Source organism: Sinomonas atrocyanea, from assembly GCF_001577305.1.
Taxonomy (GTDB): domain Bacteria; phylum Actinomycetota; class Actinomycetes; order Actinomycetales; family Micrococcaceae; genus Sinomonas; species Sinomonas atrocyanea.
Genome location: NZ_CP014518.1, coordinates 3,792,415 through 3,811,372, shown reverse-complemented (window position 1 = coordinate 3,811,372; position 18,958 = coordinate 3,792,415). Strand labels below are relative to the sequence as shown.

The 18,958-nt window shown below is 73.6% G+C and carries 16 protein-coding genes and 1 tRNA gene; 8 read left to right on the top strand and 9 right to left on the bottom strand.

Translation table 11 applies throughout. From position 1 onward, the window contains the following. Window positions 1-147 precede the first annotated feature (147 nt). Both SA2016_RS17505 and SA2016_RS17500 read right to left on the bottom strand, forming a co-directional pair. A tRNA-Gly gene (locus SA2016_RS17505) sits at window positions 148-218 on the bottom strand. 125 nt (window positions 219-343) lie between these two features. Beyond that, window positions 344-1,333, bottom strand: a complete 990-nt coding sequence (locus SA2016_RS17500; RefSeq protein ID WP_066500593.1) for a GlxA family transcriptional regulator — start codon at window positions 1,331-1,333, stop codon at window positions 344-346. Window positions 1,334-1,404: 71 nt separating this feature from the next. Between SA2016_RS17500 and SA2016_RS17495 the strand changes: the two genes are divergently transcribed. The 3 genes from SA2016_RS17495 (at window position 1,405) to SA2016_RS17485 (ending at window position 3,753) form a co-directional block, all read left to right on the top strand. Next, on the top strand, window positions 1,405-2,661 hold the full coding sequence (locus SA2016_RS17495; protein ID WP_066500592.1) for an APC family permease: 1,257 nt from the start codon (window positions 1,405-1,407) through the stop codon (window positions 2,659-2,661). Window positions 2,662-2,733: 72 nt separating this feature from the next. Beyond that, window positions 2,734-3,303, top strand: coding sequence for a hypothetical protein (locus SA2016_RS17490; RefSeq protein ID WP_174835391.1), 570 nt, complete (start codon window positions 2,734-2,736; stop codon window positions 3,301-3,303). Window positions 3,304-3,321: 18 nt separating this feature from the next. After that, window positions 3,322-3,753 carry an SRPBCC family protein gene (locus tag SA2016_RS17485; protein ID WP_066500591.1) on the top strand — a complete coding sequence of 144 codons (432 nt, stop codon included), beginning with the start codon at window positions 3,322-3,324 and terminating at the stop codon, window positions 3,751-3,753. Between the two features lie 115 nt (window positions 3,754-3,868). Here SA2016_RS17485 and SA2016_RS17480 read toward each other — a convergent pair whose 3' ends face one another. Continuing rightward, complete coding sequence (locus SA2016_RS17480; RefSeq protein ID WP_066500587.1) at window positions 3,869-5,524, bottom strand: CAP domain-containing protein; 1,656 nt, start codon at window positions 5,522-5,524, stop codon at window positions 3,869-3,871. A gap of 128 nt (window positions 5,525-5,652) precedes the next feature. On the opposite strand from SA2016_RS17480, the gene dcd reads away from it, so the two are divergent. Then, the gene (dcd, locus tag SA2016_RS17475) at window positions 5,653-6,228 is read left to right on the top strand and encodes a dCTP deaminase (RefSeq protein ID WP_066500585.1); all 576 of its coding nucleotides are present in this window, start codon (window positions 5,653-5,655) and stop codon (window positions 6,226-6,228) included. 72 nt (window positions 6,229-6,300) lie between these two features. Here dcd and SA2016_RS17470 read toward each other — a convergent pair whose 3' ends face one another. The 3 genes from SA2016_RS17470 to SA2016_RS17460 all read right to left on the bottom strand — a co-directional run bounded on the left by SA2016_RS17470 (window position 6,301) and on the right by SA2016_RS17460 (window position 9,917). After that, complete coding sequence (locus SA2016_RS17470; RefSeq protein WP_141305573.1) at window positions 6,301-7,269, bottom strand: hypothetical protein; 969 nt, start codon at window positions 7,267-7,269, stop codon at window positions 6,301-6,303. A gap of 158 nt (window positions 7,270-7,427) precedes the next feature. Continuing rightward, on the bottom strand, window positions 7,428-8,132 hold the full coding sequence (locus SA2016_RS17465) for a FadR/GntR family transcriptional regulator (RefSeq protein ID WP_066500578.1): 705 nt from the start codon (window positions 8,130-8,132) through the stop codon (window positions 7,428-7,430). Between the two features lie 102 nt (window positions 8,133-8,234). Next, window positions 8,235-9,917, bottom strand: a complete 1,683-nt coding sequence (locus SA2016_RS17460) for an L-lactate permease (protein WP_066500577.1) — start codon at window positions 9,915-9,917, stop codon at window positions 8,235-8,237. Between the two features lie 155 nt (window positions 9,918-10,072). Here SA2016_RS17460 and SA2016_RS17455 point away from each other — a divergent pair, with 155 nt between their 5' ends. The 4 genes from SA2016_RS17455 to SA2016_RS17440 all read left to right on the top strand — a co-directional run bounded on the left by SA2016_RS17455 (window position 10,073) and on the right by SA2016_RS17440 (window position 16,135). After that, window positions 10,073-12,988, top strand: a complete 2,916-nt coding sequence (locus tag SA2016_RS17455) for an FAD-binding and (Fe-S)-binding domain-containing protein (protein ID WP_084249614.1) — start codon at window positions 10,073-10,075, stop codon at window positions 12,986-12,988. A gap of 128 nt (window positions 12,989-13,116) precedes the next feature. Next, window positions 13,117-13,974, top strand: a complete 858-nt coding sequence (locus SA2016_RS17450) for a (Fe-S)-binding protein (RefSeq protein ID WP_066500575.1) — start codon at window positions 13,117-13,119, stop codon at window positions 13,972-13,974. Next, entirely contained in the window at window positions 13,971-15,497 is a 1,527-nt protein-coding gene (locus tag SA2016_RS17445) for a lactate utilization protein B (protein WP_066500570.1), read from the top strand. The genes SA2016_RS17450 and SA2016_RS17445 overlap by 4 nt, the downstream gene beginning before the upstream one ends. Then, on the top strand, window positions 15,494-16,135 hold the full coding sequence (locus tag SA2016_RS17440) for a LutC/YkgG family protein (protein ID WP_066500569.1): 642 nt from the start codon (window positions 15,494-15,496) through the stop codon (window positions 16,133-16,135). The genes SA2016_RS17445 and SA2016_RS17440 overlap by 4 nt, the downstream gene beginning before the upstream one ends. A gap of 56 nt (window positions 16,136-16,191) precedes the next feature. Here the strand turns inward: SA2016_RS17440 and SA2016_RS17435 are convergent, their stop codons facing one another. The 3 genes from SA2016_RS17435 to SA2016_RS17425 form a co-directional block, all read right to left on the bottom strand. Further along, a complete protein-coding gene (locus SA2016_RS17435; RefSeq protein WP_066500566.1) occupies window positions 16,192-17,025 on the bottom strand; it encodes an ACT domain-containing protein in 834 nt (277 codons plus the stop codon). 132 nt (window positions 17,026-17,157) lie between these two features. After that, complete coding sequence (locus SA2016_RS17430) at window positions 17,158-18,348, bottom strand: cation:proton antiporter (protein WP_066500563.1); 1,191 nt, start codon at window positions 18,346-18,348, stop codon at window positions 17,158-17,160. Window positions 18,349-18,354: 6 nt separating this feature from the next. Beyond that, a complete protein-coding gene (locus SA2016_RS17425) occupies window positions 18,355-18,837 on the bottom strand; it encodes a cation:proton antiporter regulatory subunit (RefSeq protein WP_066500560.1) in 483 nt (160 codons plus the stop codon). Window positions 18,838-18,958: the final 121 nt, after the last annotated feature.

Here is an 18,958-nt window from a genome sequence, read left to right as displayed (position 1 = left end):
GACCGCCCGAGGCGGCAGGCCGGCGTCGTGCATCCGCTCGCGGACGACGCCGGCCTGCCGCCTTCCGCGTGCACCCCGCCCGCCGCCGGGAGCGGCGTGCGGCAGGCACGGAAAAGCCCCCGGTCCAGTGGACCAGGGGCGGAAGAGAGCGGCCGACGGGAATCGAACCCGCGTATCTGGCTTGGGAAGCGAGCGCTCTGCCATTGAGCTACGGCCGCGTGGCCCCGAAGGGCTTCACCCAGCTTACAACACGCGCGCGGGTGCTCCGCGCACCTTTGCCGGCGACGCGCTGCGCCCCCAGCGGGCGGCGCGGGCCGGTCCCGGGGAGGGCAGGCCGGACGCCTCAGGCGGCCCCGCGGCGCCGCGCCTCGCGGTAGGCGGAGGGCGGCATCCCCACGATCCGCGCGAAGTGCGCGCGCAGGTTCGCCGCGGAGCCGACCCCGGCGCGCTCCGCGACCCGCTCGACGGGCAGGTCGGTCTCCTCCAGGAGCCGCCGCGCCGAGTCGATGCGCCGCTCGAGCAGCCACTGCGACGGCGACGTGCCGGCGGCCGCCTCGAACCGCCGGTAGAAGGTGCGGCGGCTCATCCGCGCGCGGCGGGCCATCGCATCGGGACGGATCGGCGCGTGCAGGTTCTTTTCGGCCCAGTCCATCGCATGGCGGAGGGGATCCGGGGCCAGCGGCCGCGCGACCGACTCGAGGTACTCGGACTGCGCCGCGCCGCGCCGCTCGACCACCACCATGCGCCGCGCCACGCTCGCCGCGACGGCGTCCCCGAAGTCCTCGCGCACGAGCTGCAGGCACAGCTCGATGCCGGCGGCCGTGCCCGCGCTCGTGTAGACGCCGGCGTCCGAGGTGAGGAGGAGGTCCCGTCGGAGCCTGACCCGCGGGAAGGACGCCTCGAAGTCCTCCCAGTTCATCCAGTGGGTCGTCGCGTCCCGCCCGTCGAGGAGCCCGGCCTGGGCCAGCAGGTACGCCCCCGAGCACAGCGACGCGATCCTCGCCCCGCGCCCGGCCGCCGCACGGAGTTCGGCCAGCAGCGGCTCCTGCGCGGCGCGGCCCACCTGGAGGCTGCGCTCGCAGGCGGGGACCACGATCGTGTCCATCTCCCGCAGCGCCGCGAGCGGTGCGGCGGACGACGGCGCGAGGCCGGCCGCCGTCGCGATCTCGCCGGGCTCGCCGCGCACCATGGTGAGCTCGTACCACGGGTCGTGGAGGTCCGGACGGGCGATGCCGAACACCTCGCAGGGCACCGCGAGCTCGAAGATCGGCAGGTTGTCCGTCAGGACGAGGCCCACGCGGTGGGCGGTCGGCGACGCTGGGCTCGGTGCCATGGCACAAATCTAGCGCTGTGCGGCACGGTTCGCACTCGTCGGCCGCAGCCCGGATTCCTAACGTGGGGTGCATGAGCGCCGACACCGCAGCCCCCACTGCCGCAGCCGGAACCCTCGGCCGGGTCCGGAGCCTCGCGTACTACCTCGGAGCGGTCCTGGGGACCGGGGTGATCGCCCTCCCCGCGCTGTCCTACCGGGCTGCGGGGCCGGCGAGCCTGCTCGCGTGGGCGGGGCTCGTGCTGGCCTCGGTGCCGATCGCGTGGACCTTCGCCTCCCTCGGGCGGAGGCTGCCGGATGCCGGGGGAGTGTCGACCTACGTCCGGCGCGCCTTCGGCGACTACTGGGCCACCGCGTCGGGCTGGTGGTTCTATCTCACGATCCCGTTCGGGATCCCCGCGTCCGCCCTGTTCGCGGGACAGTACGCGGCGCACGCCCTGGGGGCCCCGCGCTGGGCGGCCCTGGCCGCGGCCGGCGGCATCACTGCCGCGGTGCTCGGGGCGGTCTGGGCGGGAGTGCGGACGTCCTCGACGATCCAGCTGGTCCTGGCTGGCACGATCCTCGCGGTGGTGATCCTCGCCGTCGCGGCCGGCCTGACGCGGGCCGACGCGAGCCGGCTCGAGCCGTTCGCGGCACACGGCTGGAGCGCCGTGGCGCCGTCCGCGGCGCTGATCGTCTGGGCCTTCGCCGGCTGGGAGGCGATGAGCTACCTCGGCGGCCAGTTCCGGAACCCCGAGCGTGACCTCGGGGTGGTGACGGCGCTCGCGCTGGCCCTGGTCGGCACCCTCTACCTCGCCTTCGCCACCGTGTCCGTGCTCGCGCTCGGGGACGCCGCCGGCGGCGATGCGCCGCTCGCAGCCCTGCTCGGGTATGCCCTCGGCCCGGTGGGCGAGGCGCTCACGGCGGCGCTCGCCGTCGTGCTCACGGTCGGCACCCTCACGAGCTACGCGACCGGCGCCGCCGAGCTGGGCCGGTCCCTCGGGCAGACGGGGTCGCTGCCGCGGTGGTTCGGGCGGGGACGGAACGCGCTGGTGGCCGTGACGGCGCTGAGCACGGCGGGGCTCGGGGTCCTCGGGGCCGGAACGGACACGACCGAGGTGCTCGTCCGGTTGGTGACCGCGGCGATCGTCTCCGTGTACGTCGCCGGGCTCGCCGCGGCGCTCCGCCTCCTGCCCGGACGCGGGCAGCGCGCCGTCGCGGCCGCGGGGCTCGCCGCCGTCGCGGCGATCGCCGCGACCTGCGGGTGGTACCTCGCGTGGCCCGCGGCGCTCGGTGCCGGCGCGGCGCTGTGGAGTGCGCGGGGACGTCGGGGCGCCGCGCGTACAGGGTGACGTCGCAGGGATCGGGCCGAGGGCGGCGCGCGGCCCAGCCTCCCCACAGTCCACGGCGCTAGCGTTGATGCCATGCCTGAACTGCGCATCCTCGGCGTCGACATTGACAGGACCTTCGGCGGCCGCCACGGCCACTTCATCGTGGACCGGCACGAACTCGAGCACCCCAAGACCCAGCGGGCGTTCCAGTGGGTCTACTGGATCCTCCTCGCCGAGGTCGCCGTGGGGATCGCAGCGGTGGCCATCGCCGTCGTGCTGCAAGCCGGCGGCACGGACGTCGGATTCGCGGCGTGGTTCCGCGGCGTCGTGGTGCTCCTGATGACCCTGACGCTGTTCTTCTTCGCCTGGCGCGCCCGCCACGGCTACTACTGGGGCTACCAGCGCCTGCGCCTGTTCAGCCAGATCTTCCCCGTCGTCTCCCTCGTCGTCGCCACGATCCCGGGCCTCTACCCCTACTGGATGGTTGTGGAGCAGATCGTCTTCGCCGTGCTCATGATCGGCGTGGCGGACGTGCTCACCAACGACCACATGCGCGCCGCGTTCATGTCCCCGAAGCGGCGGGCAGAGCTGCGCGAGGAGCTCCGCCGTAGGGCCCCCGGCGCCTCGGATGCCTCAGCCGGCTCCCAGCCGAATCCCAGCTGATCGGCCTAGCGTTCGCCCATGGCAGCGGCCGAATACTCCGTCCTGGTCCGGCGCACCCCCGAGGACGTCTACGCGTTCCTGGCGGACGGCCTGAACAACACCGTGTGGCGCCCGGGCGTCCGCTCCGTCGCCCACGCCTCGGGGCCCGCGGGCCGCGAGGGCGCGGTGTACTCGCAGCGGATCGCCGGTCCGGGCGGCCATGAGATCGACGGCGACTACGAGATCACCGAGGCCCGCCCCGGGGAAGTGCTCCGCTTCCACGTCATCGCCGGTCCCGCCCGGCCGCGCGGCGTGTTCCTCCTGAGGCCGGAGCCGGGCGGGACCAAGGTCTCCTTCGCCCTTTCCCTCGAGCCGACCGGATTCCTCAAGCTCATGGGCGCCATGGTGCAGAAGACGATGGACCAAGAGGTCGCCCAGCTCGAAAACCTCAAGGCTGCGCTCGAGCGGTAGCCCCTGCGCGGCAGCAGCCCGCGCGCAGCCGTGCGCCAGTCCAGCCGTGCGCCAGTCCAGCCGTGCGCCAGTCCAGCCGTGTTTCAGCCCAGCCGCAGGCCGGACCGGCCGCATGTCAGCCCAGCCGCAGGCCGGACCAGCCGGTGGCGAGCACGCGCGGGGCGCCGAACGCGCCGTTCGCCACGGGCCAGTAGGCGAGCGAGCCGTCCGTGCGCAGGGCCGAGACGCCCACGCTGCCGGCGCCGTCGAGGCCGCGCAGCACCCGGATCGGACCGGTGGTGCCGGCGGCGGTCGCGACGACGGGTCGGCCCTCGTTCACGAGCTGCTCCTGCCCGAGCGAGCGGTAGAGCACCAGCGCGCCGTCCGAGCGCTGCACCACGAGGTCCTCGAGCCCGTCGCCGCTCGCGTCGAGGATCGCGAGGCGCCCCGCGGGGACCCCTGTGGCGATCAGGGCGCGCTCGTGGATGTCCCCGGCACCGCGGTTCGGGTAGAGGTACAGGTTGCCCGAGGGGTCCAGGGCCAGCAGCTGGGGGAGCCGGTTGGCGGCGCACCACTGGCCCGTCGCGACGGTCATGGTGTTCCAGCCGGACAGCCCGAGCGTCGTGGGGGCGCCGTACGATCCGCCCGCGAGGCCCGGGTAGAGGACCAGGCGCCCGTCGCCCCACTGCACGAGGAGGTCCAGGATGCCGTCGCGGTCCCAGTCCACGCTCTGGACGGACGTGGCGCCGCCGAACCCGGTGCCGAGGGTGGTCGCCGTGGTGCCGAGCTTCCCCGCCGTGGCCGGGTAGGCGACGATCGATCCCGCCGAGTTCAGTGCCACGACGTCCGCCGCGCTGTGGAGTGAGGCGCGGGAGGTGTCCTGCGTGGTGGGCTGGAAGCGGCCGGGCGCGGCGCACAGCTCGGCACCCCCCGGGGTCACAGAGCCGCCGGGAGGCGGGTTGACGGGAACGGGCGCCGGCGTTGTGGGTCCCGGCGTGGGCGTCGGGGTCGGTGTCGGGGTGGGGGTGCCTCCCGTCGAGCCGCCCGGCGCCGCCGTGGTCCCGGCCGGCGGCGTCGTGTAGCCGAAGAAGTCCACCACCCCCCACATCGCATACCGGTTCGGGGTGGCCGGGTAGGTGCCGTTCGTGAAGGTTATGCCGATGCCCACCACGCTCATCCGCGGGTCGAGGAGGATCGCGTTGTGCGCCGGCGAGTTCTTCCACCACTGGACCAGCTGCGCGGCGTCCCGGTCCCACCGCACCGCGATGACCTCGCCCGCGCCGTTGTCCGGGTTCAGCGCCCGCGGGTCAGTCCAGAAGCTCGCCCGGTGCTCGATCACCTCGCGGCTGGCGATGCTGTCGCTCCACTCCTGCGCGAGCCCCTGCACGCTCAGGTGGTAGCGGACCGGCTTGAGGCCGTTCTGCGCGCGCCAGGCGTTGACGGCGTTGAAGACGGCGAGGACCTCGGACGAGTTGTCGTCGCGGACCAGGTTGGATGTGTCTCCCATGGGCGCAGCGAGCGGGTTCACCGCGGTCACCGACGGGTCGAGGACGGCCGGGCCTGTGGCCGGGCCGATCGAGGCGACCGGCGGCGGGGCGGCCTGGGCCGGGGCCGCCTTGGCCAGGCGCACGTCGAGGCTGTCGGGCGCGGACGCTCCCGGCGAGGGAGAAGCGGTCGGCGCGGGGCCGGCGTCGTGCGCCGCTGTGACGGACGACGGCGGGGCGGCAGCGGGGGCGAGCGCGGCACCGACTGCTGCGGCCAGCACGGCGACGGTCAGGACGAGACGTCGCATGAGTTGTTCCTCCCCGTGGCGGGCGCCCAGTCCCACCAACCCCGAGCGTCACCCTAGCCCCGTGCGTCTCAGGGCAGCAATGCCTCGCGCAGCCTGCGGGACCGGCAGCCTGCGGTACTTTTGGAGGCGTGCTGCTTTCAGACCGCGACATCCGTGCCGAAATCGACGCCGAGCGCATCCGGCTCGACCCCTACGAGCCCGTGATGGTGCAGCCCTCCAGCGTCGACGTGCGCATCGACCGGTTCTTCCGGCTCTTCGACAACCACAAGTACGCGCACATCGACCCCTCGCAGGAGCAGCCCGAGCTCACCCGCCTCGTCGAGGTGGACCCGGACGAGGCGTTCATCCTCCACCCGGGCGAGTTCGTGCTCGGGTCCACCTACGAGACCGTGACGCTGCCCGAGGACATCGCGGCGCGGCTCGAAGGGAAGTCGTCCCTCGGGCGGCTCGGGCTCCTGACGCACTCGACCGCCGGGTTCATCGACCCCGGGTTCTCCGGGCACGTGACGCTCGAGCTCTCCAATGTCGCGACCCTGCCGATCAAGCTCTGGCCCGGGATGAAGATCGGCCAGCTGTGCTTCTTCCGGCTCTCCTCGGCCGCCGAGCACCCCTACGGCTCCGGAGACTACGGCAACCGGTACCAGGGCCAGCGCGGCCCGACCGCCTCGCGGAGCTACCTGAACTTCCACCGGACGCGGATATAGCGCCTTACCTCGCGTGGCGTCCCTGCTCGCGAAATGTTGGGTCGAGCACGGTTGGGCGCGGCGGCACCGTGCTCAAGCCAGCATTTGAGCGCGTGAGCGGGCTCCCGCGCGGAGGGCTTCCAGGCGGTGGAGGCGCGAGCCCACGAGTGCCGCGACTCCGCCCCATCCACGCCGGCGGACGTCGGCACCGGAGACGATGAGCTGGTCCCACGCCAGATCCCCGACCACCCGGTTGCGCCAATTGTCCAAGGCCTGCTGTTCCGCGGTCCGGTGGTGCTCGCCGTCGTACTGGATGGCGAACCTCAGTGCCACGAACGCCTGATCGGGCCATGCGACTGCCCGGCCCATCGGGTCCCTGATCACATAGTTCAAGGTCGGCTCCGGCAGGCCTGCCTCGACGAGGGCGAGCCGGAGCAGCGTCTCCGGGACGGAGTCCGCTCCGACGCGCACCAGTCCTGATGCCCGGCGGGCCGCCGGCAGCCCCCGGACGCGCCGCTGCGCGGACACGTACCCGCGCAGCCGCTCGAGCGGGACCCAGGGCTCCCGCGGGGCAGGGAAACCGGGCGGGTGCGCGCAGACGAGGTAGTCGCCGATCGCGACCACCTGCTCGAACGGCAGCACGCCAGCGAGGTCCAACCAGGTGCGCTCGCGTGAGGTGACCAGTACGCCGTCGATCGTCACGACGTCCCGGGCCGCGAGGCGCATCCTGTGGCACGCGACCCCGGGGCGGGTGCTGCCGGGCGTTTCTAAGGGTCGGGTCACATGCAGTGTCTGGTCCCGCTCGGCGTCGAGTGAGAGCGGGAATCCCCAGATCTTCGCTGCCGTGATGAAGCTGGCCACGGCATCCGGCAGGAGGGCCTGCAGCGGGCGGACCACGGCCGCCGCGCCCATCGCGGCACCCCACGGGACCCGCACGCCCCGGGTCGGGGCCACGAGGTCCGAGGCCCGAAGCCGCCCCCGGCCGATGCCGAGCATTGCCGCCTCAGCGACAGTGAAGGAGCGTGCCGAGAGTTCGGGCGGGAGCGGCCGGCGGACGTTCATGCTTGCCATCGTCGTCGGTGCCCGGCGCCTCACGTCGGTTATCCACAGGCTAAGGGCCGGAGGGCCTGCGAAATGTTGAGTGGTGCACGGTCCGGCGGCCGCGCGCCGTGCTCACGTCAACATTTCCCGGGGGGAAGGGGGGAAGGGGGGCGACGGGCTCAGATGGCCTGGCCGTAGAACCACTCGATGTGCTCGCGCACGAGCCGGGCGGAGCGCTCGCCGTCGCGCGCCTCGACGGCCTCGAAGATGCCCCGGTGCTGTGCGCGCAGCGTGTCCACGGCCTCGGCCCAGCCCCCGCGGCGCTCCACGGCATCGTCGATGTAGCCGCGGATGGCCTCGCGCATCGACTCCATCATGGTGCTCACCACGACGTTCCCGGCCAGCGTGCTGAGGGCCACGTGGAACTGGGAGTCGAGGAGGGTGAAGACCTGGGACGGCAGCGCGTCGTCGTCCATCGCCTCGAGCAGGCGGCGGGCGTCGTCGAGCTGCTCGGGGCTCCACGCGGCGGAGGCCGCGTGCTCGAGCGACCACGTCTCCATCATGATGCGCGCCTCGACCACGTCCTTGACCGGCAGGTGGTGGCTGGCCACATGCATGCGCAGGGCCACCCCGAGGGCGGAGGACGGGTCCGAGACCACGATCGTGCCGGAATTGGGCCCGGACCCGGTGGCGGAGCGGACCACGCCCATCACCTCGAGGGAGCGGATCGCGTCGCGGACCGACGCGCGCGAGATGCCGAACTGCTCCGCGAGGGCACGCTCGCCGGGCAGCCGGTCGCCGAGCTTGAGCTCACCGGAGCGGAGGCTGTCCTCGATGTGGCGCAGCACGGCGTCATGGGCGCGGCCGGTGGCGGATTCAGACATGGACCCATCTTGCCGCACGCGGCACGCGTGGACGGACGACGCCGGCCCCCGCCCGCGGCGCGTCGGGCGCCGGGGCAGGGGCTCGCCGCCGTGGAGCGCAGGCTACGGGAGCATCCACCCGAGCACCGGGGTCGACTGCAGGAACACGAGCGTGCACAGCACGAGCAGCAGCCCGAGGCTCCACCACAGCACCTTGCGCAGGATCGTGGACTCCTGCCCGTCCATCCCCACCGAGGTCGCGGCGATCGCGAGGTTCTGCGGGCTGATGAGCTTGCCGACCACGCCGCCGGCGGTGTTGGCCGCCACGAGCAGGTCCGGGTTGATGCCGGCGGCGTGCCCTGCGGTCTGCTGCAGCTTGGCGAAGAGGGCGTTGGAGGACGTGTCCGAGCCCGTCACGGCCGTGCCGATCCAGCCGAGGATGGGGGAGAGGAAGGCGAACGCCGCGCCGGTGCCCGCGAGCCACGTGCCGATCGCGACCGTCTGGCCGGAGAGGTTCATGACGTAGGCGAGGGCGAGGACGAGCATGATCGTCAGGGCCGCGAACCGCATCTTCACGGCCGTCCGCCACAGCTCGCCGAGCGCGCCGGCGACGGTCACCCGGTAGCGGCCGCCGCCGTCGTTGAACGAGTAGACGGCCGCGACGGCCAGCCCGCACAGGAACAGGAGGGTCCCGGGGCTCGAGAGCCACTGGAAGCTGTAGACGGTCGAGGACAGCGGCTTGCCGTCGGCCGCCACCACGGCGGAGTGCAGGACCGGCCACGGGACCGCGATGTTGGTGGAGGCGAGGGCCTTGGGCAGGTCCACGCCGAGCCGCCAGAGGTTGGCGGCGCCGAAGACCACCACGACCAGCAGGTACGGGAAGAGCGCGAGCCACACGCGGGGAGCGGAGAGGGCCTTCTCCGTGGCACCCGGGCCGGCCATCGCCGGGCGGACGCCGCCGAGGCGGGCGCGGGCGGCCTCGGCGCCGCGCGGCGTCCAGACCCGCAGGAACAGGATGGCCACGCCGAGGCCGACGAGGGAGGCGACGACGTCGGTGAGCTCGTAGGAGAAGTAGTTGGAGCAGAGGAACTGGGCGAGCCCGAACGTGACTCCGGTGACGAGGGCCGGGGCCCAGGCGTCGCGCAGGCCGCGCCAGCCGTCCACGATCAGCAGCAGGAGCAGGGGGACGGCGAACGCCAGGAGCGGGGTCTGCCGGCCCACGATGGCGCCGATGTGCGCGGCCGGGATGCCGGTGAGGCTCCCCGCGGTGGTGATCGGGATGGCGATCGCGCCGAACGCGACGGGCGCGGTGTTGGCCACGAGGACGGTGGCGGCGGCCCGGAGCGGCTTGATCCCGATGGCCATGAGCATGGTCGCCGTGATCGCCACCGGGGCGCCGAAGCCTGCGAGGGCCTCCATGAGGCCGCCGAAGCAGAAGGCGATGAGGACGGCCTGGATGCGCACGTCCCCGCCGCCGATCCGGTCGAAGATGCGCCGCAGGTCCTCGAACCGGCCCGAGACGACGGTGACCTGGTACAGCCACACCGCCATGAGGACGATCCAGAAGACGGGGAACGCGCCGAACACGGCGCCCTGGCTCGCGGCAAGCCCGGCCAGGCCCAGGGGCATGCGGTAGGCGGCGACGGCGACGACGAGGGCCGCGAGCAGCGCGAACGCGCCCGCCACATGGGCCTTGGTCCGCACCACCGCGAGCAGCACGAAGAAGACGACGAGGGGGATGAGGCCGATCAGGGCTGAGACGGCGACGCTGCCGGCCACCGGATCGGTCACGGGGGTGAAGGTCATACGGGCTCCCTGCGGGCGTGGCGGCCCGGGAGGCCCCGGTGCCGGTGTGGTCAGACCGTCGTGGTCCGACCACGTAACCTAGCACACACTTTTGGGCTTGTGACAAGGGGCACAGGTGTGGTGCTATGGTCAGACCACATCTCGGGAGGACTTCTATGACCACGCGAACGACGCCGGGCTCCCGCCCCCGTCCCGCAGCCGGCACCGCGCGCCGGGGTGCTGCAGCGGCCGACGCCGCCCCCGGGACCGGGCACGCCCTCGCCGCCGAGCTCGCGGACCTCCTCGGCCCCGAGGCCGTCACGACGCGCCCGCTCGACCTGCACGCAAAGGCCCACGACGCCTCGCACTACCTGCTCGTCCCGAGCGTCGTCGCCGCTCCGCGCAGCGCCGCGGACGTGGCCGGCCTCCTCGCCGCCGCCGCCCGGCACGCCACGCCCGTGACGTTCCGCTCGGGCGGGACGAGCCTGTCCGGGCAGGCCCTCGCCGCCGGGGTCCTCGCCGACACGCGGCGGAACTTCGCCGGCATCGAGGTCCTCGACGGCGGCGCCCGCGTGCGCGTCCAGCCCGGCGCGACCGTCCGCGCCGTCAATGCCAGCCTCGCCCGCCACCGCCGCGCGCTCGGCCCCGACCCGGCGAGCGAGATCGCCTGCACGGTGGGCGGCGTGGTGGCCAACAACTCCTCCGGAATGCACTGCGGCACGGAGACCAACACCTACCGGACCCTGACGTCGATGACGTTCGTGCTGCCCTCGGGGACGGTCATCGACTCCGCCGACCCCGCGGCGTCGGCCGTCTTCGCCGCCCGTGAGCCCGAGCTGCACGAGGGGCTCCTCCGGCTGCGGAGGCGCATCCTCGCCTCGCCCGACTCGGTGGCGCGGATCCGGCACCAGTTCTCGATGAAGAACACGATGGGCTACGGCCTCAACGCGTTCCTCGACTTCGAGGACCCTCTCGACATCTTCGTGCACCTCGTCATCGGCTCGGAGGGGACCCTCGCGTTCGTGGCCGAGGCGGTGTTCGCCACGGTCGAGGTGAAGCCGCACGTCGCCGCGGGCCTGCTCGTGTTCCCCGGCGTGAGCGCCGCCGCGGCCGCGGTGCCCGAGCTCGTCGCCGCCGGCGCGGACACGGCCGAGCTCATGGACGCGGTCTCGCTGCGGGTCTCGGCACGCCTGCCCGACTGCCCCGAGCAGATCCGCGCCCTCGACGTCCCCGATCCGGCCGCCCTGCTCGTCGAGTTCACCGCGGGCACCGCCGAGGAGCTCGCGGACCGCGCGGCGTCCTCGGCGGCGCTGTTCGCGGGCCTGGGCCTGGCCCTGCCGGTGGAGATGAGCCGGGACCCGCGCGAGCGCGCCGCGCTGTGGAAGGTCCGCAAGGGGCTGTACTCGACCGTGGCGAGCGCGCGCCCGTCCGGCACGAGCCAGCTGCTCGAGGACATCGCGGTCCCCGTCCCGGCCCTCGCCGAGGCCTCGCGCGACCTCGCCGGCCTCCTCGCCCAGCACGGCTATGCGGATCCGGTGATCTTCGGCCATGCGAAGGACGGCAACCTGCACTTCATGCTCAACGAGGACTTCGGCAGCGGGGACACCCGCCGCTACGAGGACTTCACCGAGGACCTCGTGGACCTCGTGCTCGGCGCCGGCGGGACGCTCAAGGCCGAGCACGGGACCGGCCGGATCATGGCCCCGTACGTGCGCCGGCAGTACGGCGACGAGCTGTACGAGGTCATGCAGGAGATCAAGCGCCTGGCGGACCCGCGCGGCGTCCTCAACCCCGGCGCCGTCCTCTCCGACGACCCCCGCTCCTACCTGGACCACCTCAAGGTCACCCCGACGGTCGAGGAGGAGGTGGACCGCTGCGTCGAGTGCGGCTACTGCGAGCCCGTGTGCCCGTCCCGTTCGCTCACCCTCACGCCGCGCCAGCGCATCACCCTCCGCCGGGACGCCGAGCAGGCCCGCGCCGAGGGCAACGAGGAGCTCGCCCGGCAGATCATGGACGGCTACGACTACTCCGGCGTCTCCACGTGCGCCGTGGACGGCATGTGCGGCACGGCCTGCCCGGTGGGCATCAACACCGGCGACCTTGTCCGCCGGCTGCGCGCCGACGCGGCGGGGCCCGTCGAGTCCGCGGCGTGGCACGCCGCGGCGCGCGGTTGGGGCGCGGCCTCCCGTGCCGGCGGGGCCGCCCTGAGCGTCGCGAAGGCGTTGCCGTCCGCCCCGATCGAGGGCGCTGCCGCGCTGGTGCGGAAGCTCCTCGGCGAGGGCATCCCGGCGTACGACGGCGGGCTCCCCGGCGGCGGCTCCGCGCGTCCCCGGCGGCGGGACGACGCCGCGGAGGCCGTGCTGTTCGCCGCGTGCATCGGCACGATGTTCGGCCCCGAGGCCGGCGGCCACCCCGGCGGCGCGTCCGGGGCGTTCCTCGACGTGTGCGACCGCGCGGGCGTCCGCCTGCGCACCCCGGAGGGGCTGGGCTCGATGTGCTGCGGCACGCCCTGGAAGTCCAAGGGCATGACGGCCGGGTGGGAGCACATGCGCGCGACCGTGGTCCCCGCGCTCGTGGAGGCGAGCGAGGGTGGGCGCCTGCCGATCGTCGTGGACGCCTCCTCATGCGCCGAGGGGCTCGCGGTCATGCTGCGCTCGGCCGCCGAGGCCGGGTCGGCGCCCGCGGCGCTGAGGGTCGTGGATGCGGTCGAGTTCGCCGCGGGGCTGCTGCCGCGCCTGCCGGTGGGTCGGCGGATCCCGTCCGTGGCGCTCCACCCGACCTGCTCGGGCACGATCGCCGGGACCACGCCGCAGCTCGCGGCGATCGCCGCCCACGTCGCCGACGAGGTCTTCACGCCGGCCGAGGCCGGGTGCTGCGCGTTCGCCGGGGACCGCGGGCTCCTGCACCCCGAGCTCACCGCCTCGGCCACCGCGCCCGAGGCCGGCGGGATCGCCGAGGCCGAGCGGGCACGGGGCGGCCGGTTCGCCGAGTACGCGTCGAGCAACCGCACGTGCGAGATCGGGCTGGCCCGCGCCACCGAGCGCCCCTACCGGCACATCCTCGAGCTCCTCGCCGAGGCGACGCGGCCCTGATCCTCCGGTTCCCGGTCCTGCGGGCGGCCGCTGCCTCGTCATAGTGTGGTGTGACCCGCCACACGTCGCTATAGTATGGTCAGACCACATGGCCGCGCTCTCGCAGCCGCGGCCCAGAGAGGACACGCATGAGAATCGCGCTCTTCGCGACCTGCATCGTCGACGCGATGTACCCGCGGGTCGCCCAGGCCACCGTGGAGATCCTGGAGCGGCTGGGGCACGAGGTCGTGTTCCCCGCCGGCCAGGCGTGCTGCGGCCAGATGCACGTCAACTCGGGCTACTTCCCCGAGGCACTGCCTGTCGTGGCCAACCACGTCCGCACTTTCGAGTCTGGCTTCGACACCGGGGAGTACGAGGTGGCCGTCGCGCCGTCGGGCTCGTGCGTGGCCTCGGTCAAGCACCAGCACGCCCTGGTGGCGGACTGGGCCGTCGAGCACGGGGTCAAGGGCGCGGACAGCACCCTCGCCGCCCGGGCAGACGCGGTCGGGGCCCGCACCTACGAGCTCGCCCAGCTCCTCACGGACGTCCTCGGCGTGGCCGACGCGGCCGCGCAGCTCGGCTCCTACCTCCCGGGCACGATCACGTACCACCCCTCGTGCCACGGCATGCGCCTGCTCCACCTCGGCGACCGGCAGCGCTCGCTGCTCGCCTCGGTCGAGGGCCTCGAGGTCGTGGACCTCCCCGAGGCCGAGCAGTGCTGCGGCTTCGGCGGCACCTTCTCGATCAAGAACGCGGACGTCTCCTCCGCGATGCTCGCGGACAAGGTCGCGAACATCTGCGGCACCGGCGCGGGCGCCTGCGCGGGCGGCGACGCCTCCTGCCTCATGCACATCGGCGGCGGCCTCCACCGCGAGAAGCGCACGACGCCGTCCGGCCGCCCCGTGCGGACCGTCCACCTCGCCGAGGTGCTCGCCTCCACCCGCGAGAAGCCCCTCACCATCGACGGCGAGCTCGCGCTCGCCGGGACCCCCGGAGGTGCCCGATGAGCACGGTGTCCCTTGGCATGCCGGCCCTGCCGCCCCGCGGCTTCGGCAACATCTCCGAGACCGAGCCGTTCCCGAGCTACGCGCGCCGCGAGCTGCAGAACGACCAGCTGCGCGCGAACCTGCGCCACGCGACCCACACCATCCGGGACAAGCGCCTGCGCGTGGTCTCCGAGCTGCCAGACTGGGAGGAGCTGCGGGAGGCCGGGTCCGCGATCAAGGCCGAGGCGATGGAGCGCCTGCCCGAGCTGCTGGCCCAGTTCGAGGAGCAGTTCACGGCGCGCGGCGGCACCGTCCACTGGGCCCGCGACGCGGCCGAGGCCAATCGGATCGTCGAGGGCCTCGTGCGCGCCACCGGCTCGAGCGAGGTGGTCAAGGTCAAGTCCATGGCCACCCAGGAGATCGGGCTCAACGAGTACCTCGAGGAGCGCGGCATCGCGGCCTTCGAGACGGACCTCGCCGAGCTCATCGTCCAGCTCGGCCACGACAAGCCCTCGCACATCCTGGTCCCCGCGATCCACCGCAACCGCACCGAGATCCGCGACATCTTCCTGCGCGAGATGCCCGGCGTGGACCCGGAGCTGACGGACGAGCCGCGCAGGCTCGCCATGGCCGCCCGCGCGCACCTGCGCCGCAAGTTCCTCTCGGCGAAGGTGGCCATCTCCGGGGCCAACTTCGGCATCGCCGAGACCGGCACCCTCGGCGTGGTCGAGTCCGAGGGCAACGGGCGCATGTGCCTGACCCTGCCCGAGACGCTCATCACCGTCATGGGGATCGAGAAGGTCCTCCCGCGGGCCGAGGACCTGGGGGTCTTCATGCAGCTGCTCCCGCGCTCCTCGACCGGGGAGCGCATGAACCCGTACACCTCCCTCTGGACCGGTTCGACGCCCGGCGACGGACCGAAGGACGTGCACGTGGTGCTGCTGGACAACGGCCGCACCCGGGCGCTCGCCGACCGCCACGGACGCTCTGCCCTGCACTGCATCCGCTGCTCGGCCTGCATGAATGTGTGCCCGGTGTACGAGCGGGCCGGCGGCCACGCCTACGGGTCCACCTACCCGGGGCCGATCGGCGCGATCCTCTCGCCGCTGCTCACCGGCGTCGAGGCCGAGGAGAACAAGTCCCTGCCGTACGCCTCCTCGCTGTGCGGGGCGTGCTTCGACGCGTGCCCGGTGAAGATCAACATCCCCGAGATCCTCGTGCACCTGCGCGGCGAGGACGTCGAGGCCCGGCACTCGAGGCCGGGCGCGCGGCGCCTGCCCTCGCAGTTCGACCTCGCCATGGCGGGGGCGTCCTGGGCGATGTCCGACGGCGCGCGCATGGGCCTGCTCGAGCGCGGGCTCCCGCTCGGGAAGGCCGCGGCGGGCCGTGACGGGGTGATCTCGAAGCTGCCCGGCCTCGGCGCCGGCTGGACGCAGAGCCGCGACATCCCGGCCCCGCCCGCGGAGTCCTTCCGGGCCCAGTGGGCCAAGCGCGCGAAGAACTCGGCTGACCCACACGGCATCAAGGAAGGGGAGGGCAAGTGAGCGCCCGCGACGACATCCTGGCCAGGATCCACGCCGCCCTCGGCACCGACATCACCCCGGGGGAGCGCGAGGTCGGGGCTTCGGCGCCCGGAGCGGGCTACCGCGCGACGTCGGGCCGTACCGAGGACGAGCTCGTCGACCTCCTCGTCGACCGGCTCGAGGACTACAAGGCCCGGGTCGAGGTCGTGGCGGCGGCGGAGCTGGCCGAGGCCATCAGGACCCGGCTCGAGGGCAAGACCTTCGTGGCTCCCGCCGGGCTCCCGGCCGATTGGCTCCACCCGAGCCTCGCCGACCGGAGGGCCACCGACTCGCGTGAGGAGCCGCTCGGTGTCGACCGTCTCGATGCGATCGGCGCCGTGGTGACGGGGTCTGCGGTGAGCATTGCGGAGACCGGCACGATCGTGCTGGACGGGTCCCCGGACCAGGGGCGGCGCGCGATCTCGCTCGTGCCGGACCACCACGTGTGCGTGGTGCCGGTCGAGACGATCGTGGGGATCGTGCCGGAGGGCTTCGCACGGCTCGACGTCACGCGCCCGCTCACGCTCATCTCCGGTCCGAGCGCCACGAGCGACATCGAGCTCGAGCGCGTCGAGGGAGTCCACGGGCCCCGGACGCTGGACGTGCTGATCGTCCGCTAGGCCCGATCTCGCGCGCTCGCGCGGTAACCACGTGTTCTTGCGCGGTGACCACGCGGTCAGGGGGCCGTGCGCTGCCGCTCAACGACCTCGGCCAGCTCGGCGAGCCGCGCCGCCCGCGCCTCCTCGGCCGGCGTGAACGGCACGCCCGGGCGGATGAGCACGAGCGGCGCGTCCCACGGCGTGGGCACCTTGAGCACGGTCCGGGCGGCGTGCCAGGCATCGGGCAGCGCCTTCTCGGCCGGGACGCGCTGGGCCGAAAGGAGCTCGGCGGCGGCGTACGGCAGCTCGGCGGGCGCGGCCGCGACCTGGGCGGCGAGCGAGAGCGCCCGCGTGGGCGCGTCGGCCAGGGCCAGCGGGGTGGTGGGCCAGACCCGGGTCCCCGCCCCGCCGCCGTCCGCGAGCGCGTCCAGCAGGTCTGCCTCGGTCAGGCCGCCGGGCGCCGAGAGCACGAGCTCGTCCACCACCCCGCCGCGCACGGGCTGGGCCTGGATCGAGAGGATGTTCACCCCGAGCCCGGCCAGCGCATGCGTGAGGTGCTCGAGCGCCCCGGGCGTGTCCGCCAGCGTGGCCCGGGCGCGCCACAGCGCGGGCGCGAGCCCCAGCTCGCGCCGCCGCCGCAGCGCCGGGGCGTGCAGCCACGACCGGAACAGCCGCCGCACGCCGGGCTCCGCGACCCAGATGACGAGCGCGGTCGAGACCACCGCCAGCAGCACCACCTGCACAGCGAGCGGCCAGTGCGTGCCGACCAGGAGCGCATTGGCCCCGAGCTCGATCGGCAGCGTGGCCGCGACGCTCGCGAGCATGAGCCTCAGCTTGGTCGGCTCCGGGTACCGGCCGCACACGTCGCAGGCCAGCTCGGACGGAGGGGGCGTGTGCGTGAAGATGCTCATGCCCCCATCCAAGCCCGGCGGTGTTTCGCACCGGTTGCGGGGGCGTTTAAGTCCGACGCCGCGCGCTCCCCTCAGGCGGTCCGGCCCGCCCGGGCGAGGGGCCGGCGTCGTGCGCCGCGCGGGCGGGAATGCTCAGGAAGGCGCCTCCGCGGCCTTGCGGGCGCCCGAGCGGCGGACCGCCCTGACGACCGGCTCGACGAAGCGCGCCGCGAGGGGCCCGAGGACTGCCATGAGGAGCACGTAGGCGGTCGCGAGGGCCGCGAGCTCGTCGTTGACCGCGCCGGCGGTGACCGCGAGGCCAGCGATCACGATCGAGAATTCGCCGCGCGCAATGAGCGCGGCGCCTGCGCGCGCCCGCCCCGGCACGGCCACCCCGGCGCGGGCGGCGGCCCACCAGCCCGTCACGAACTTCGTCGCGGCGGTGACCACGGCGAGCAGCAGGGCCCACCCGAGCACGGGCGGGATGGTGGTCGGGTCCGTGTTGAGGCCGAACGCGACGAAGAAGATCGCGGCGAAGAGGTCCCGCAGAGGCTCGAGCAGGCGGGAGGCGAGGTGCGCCGTCGTGCCCGAGATCGCGATGCCGAGCATGAAGGCGCCCACGGCCGCGGAGACCTGCATCGCCGAGGCCAGCCCCGCCACGAGGAGCGCGAGGCCGAGGACGTTGAGGAGGAAGACCTCCGAGTTCTCGCTGTGGACGGCCTTGGAGACGTGGTGCCCGTGCCGCAGCGCGACCAGGAGGACCACGGTTACGACGACGAGGGAGATCCCCACCGTCTGCAGGCCGCCCAGGAAGCTCACCCCGGCGAGGGTCGCGGTGAGGATCGGCAGATAGATGGCCATGGCGAGGTCCTCGAACACGAGGACCGCGAGGATGGTGGGCGTCTCGCGGTTGCCGAGCCGCCCGAGGTCGGTGATGACCTTGGCCACGATCCCCGAGGACGAGATGTACGTGACGCCGCCCAGGACCAGGGCGCCGACGCCGCCCCAGCCGAGCAGCAGCGCGACCCCGGCCCCGGGCAGCGCGTTCAGCACCAGGTCCATGACACCGGCCTGCCACGAGGTCTTCAGCCCCGTGACGAGCTCCTGCGCCGTGTATTCCAGCCCGAGCATGAGCAGGAGCAGGATGACGCCGATCTCCCCGGACAGGTGGGCGAACTCCCGCACGCCGCCCAGGTCGATGAGGCCTCCGGCGCCGAACGTCAGGCCGCCCACGAGGTAGAAGGGGATCGGGGACATGCCGATCCGTCCGGCGAGGCGCGCCAGCAGGCCCAAGGCGAAGACGACCGCCCCCAGTTCGATCAGCGTCAGTGCGATGGGGTCCATCGCGGCTCAGCCGTTGCGGAGGATCTGAGCCGCCCGGTCGAGGCCCTCCTCGGTGCCGACGGCGACGATGAGGTCGCCCGTGCGGAGCACGACGTCGGGCCCCGGCGCCGCGAGCACCTCGCCCTCGCGCATGATCGCCACGATCGAGACGTTCGTGCGGGTGCGGACGGCGGCCTTGCCCATGGGCAGGTCGCGGTACGGGGACTCTGCCGCGACGTGGAACTGGCGGGTGGAGATGCCCGGGACCTCGCGGTGCTCCTCGGTGAGCTGCATGACGATCCTCTGGCCGCCGAGCAGGTTGCCGAGGGTGGTCGCCTCGTCGGCGGTCAGGGGGATGCTCGCCTGGCACGTGTCAGGGTCGTCCCACGCGGAGACGATGAGCTCGGTCCCGCCGTCGCGGTGCGTGACAACTCCGAGCCGGCGGCCCGACTGGGTCATGAAGTCCTTGCGGACCCCGAACCCCGGGAGGTCGGTCTCGTCAACATTCATGGGTCAACTCTAGTGGCCGGTCCGTGCGGGGGCCCGGGGCGGGCAGGGGCCGTCAGCGGAGTTCTGGCCAGCGGGCGCGAGCTGCGGAAGTGCACTTCTCGCGGTGCAGTGCGCCTCCGGC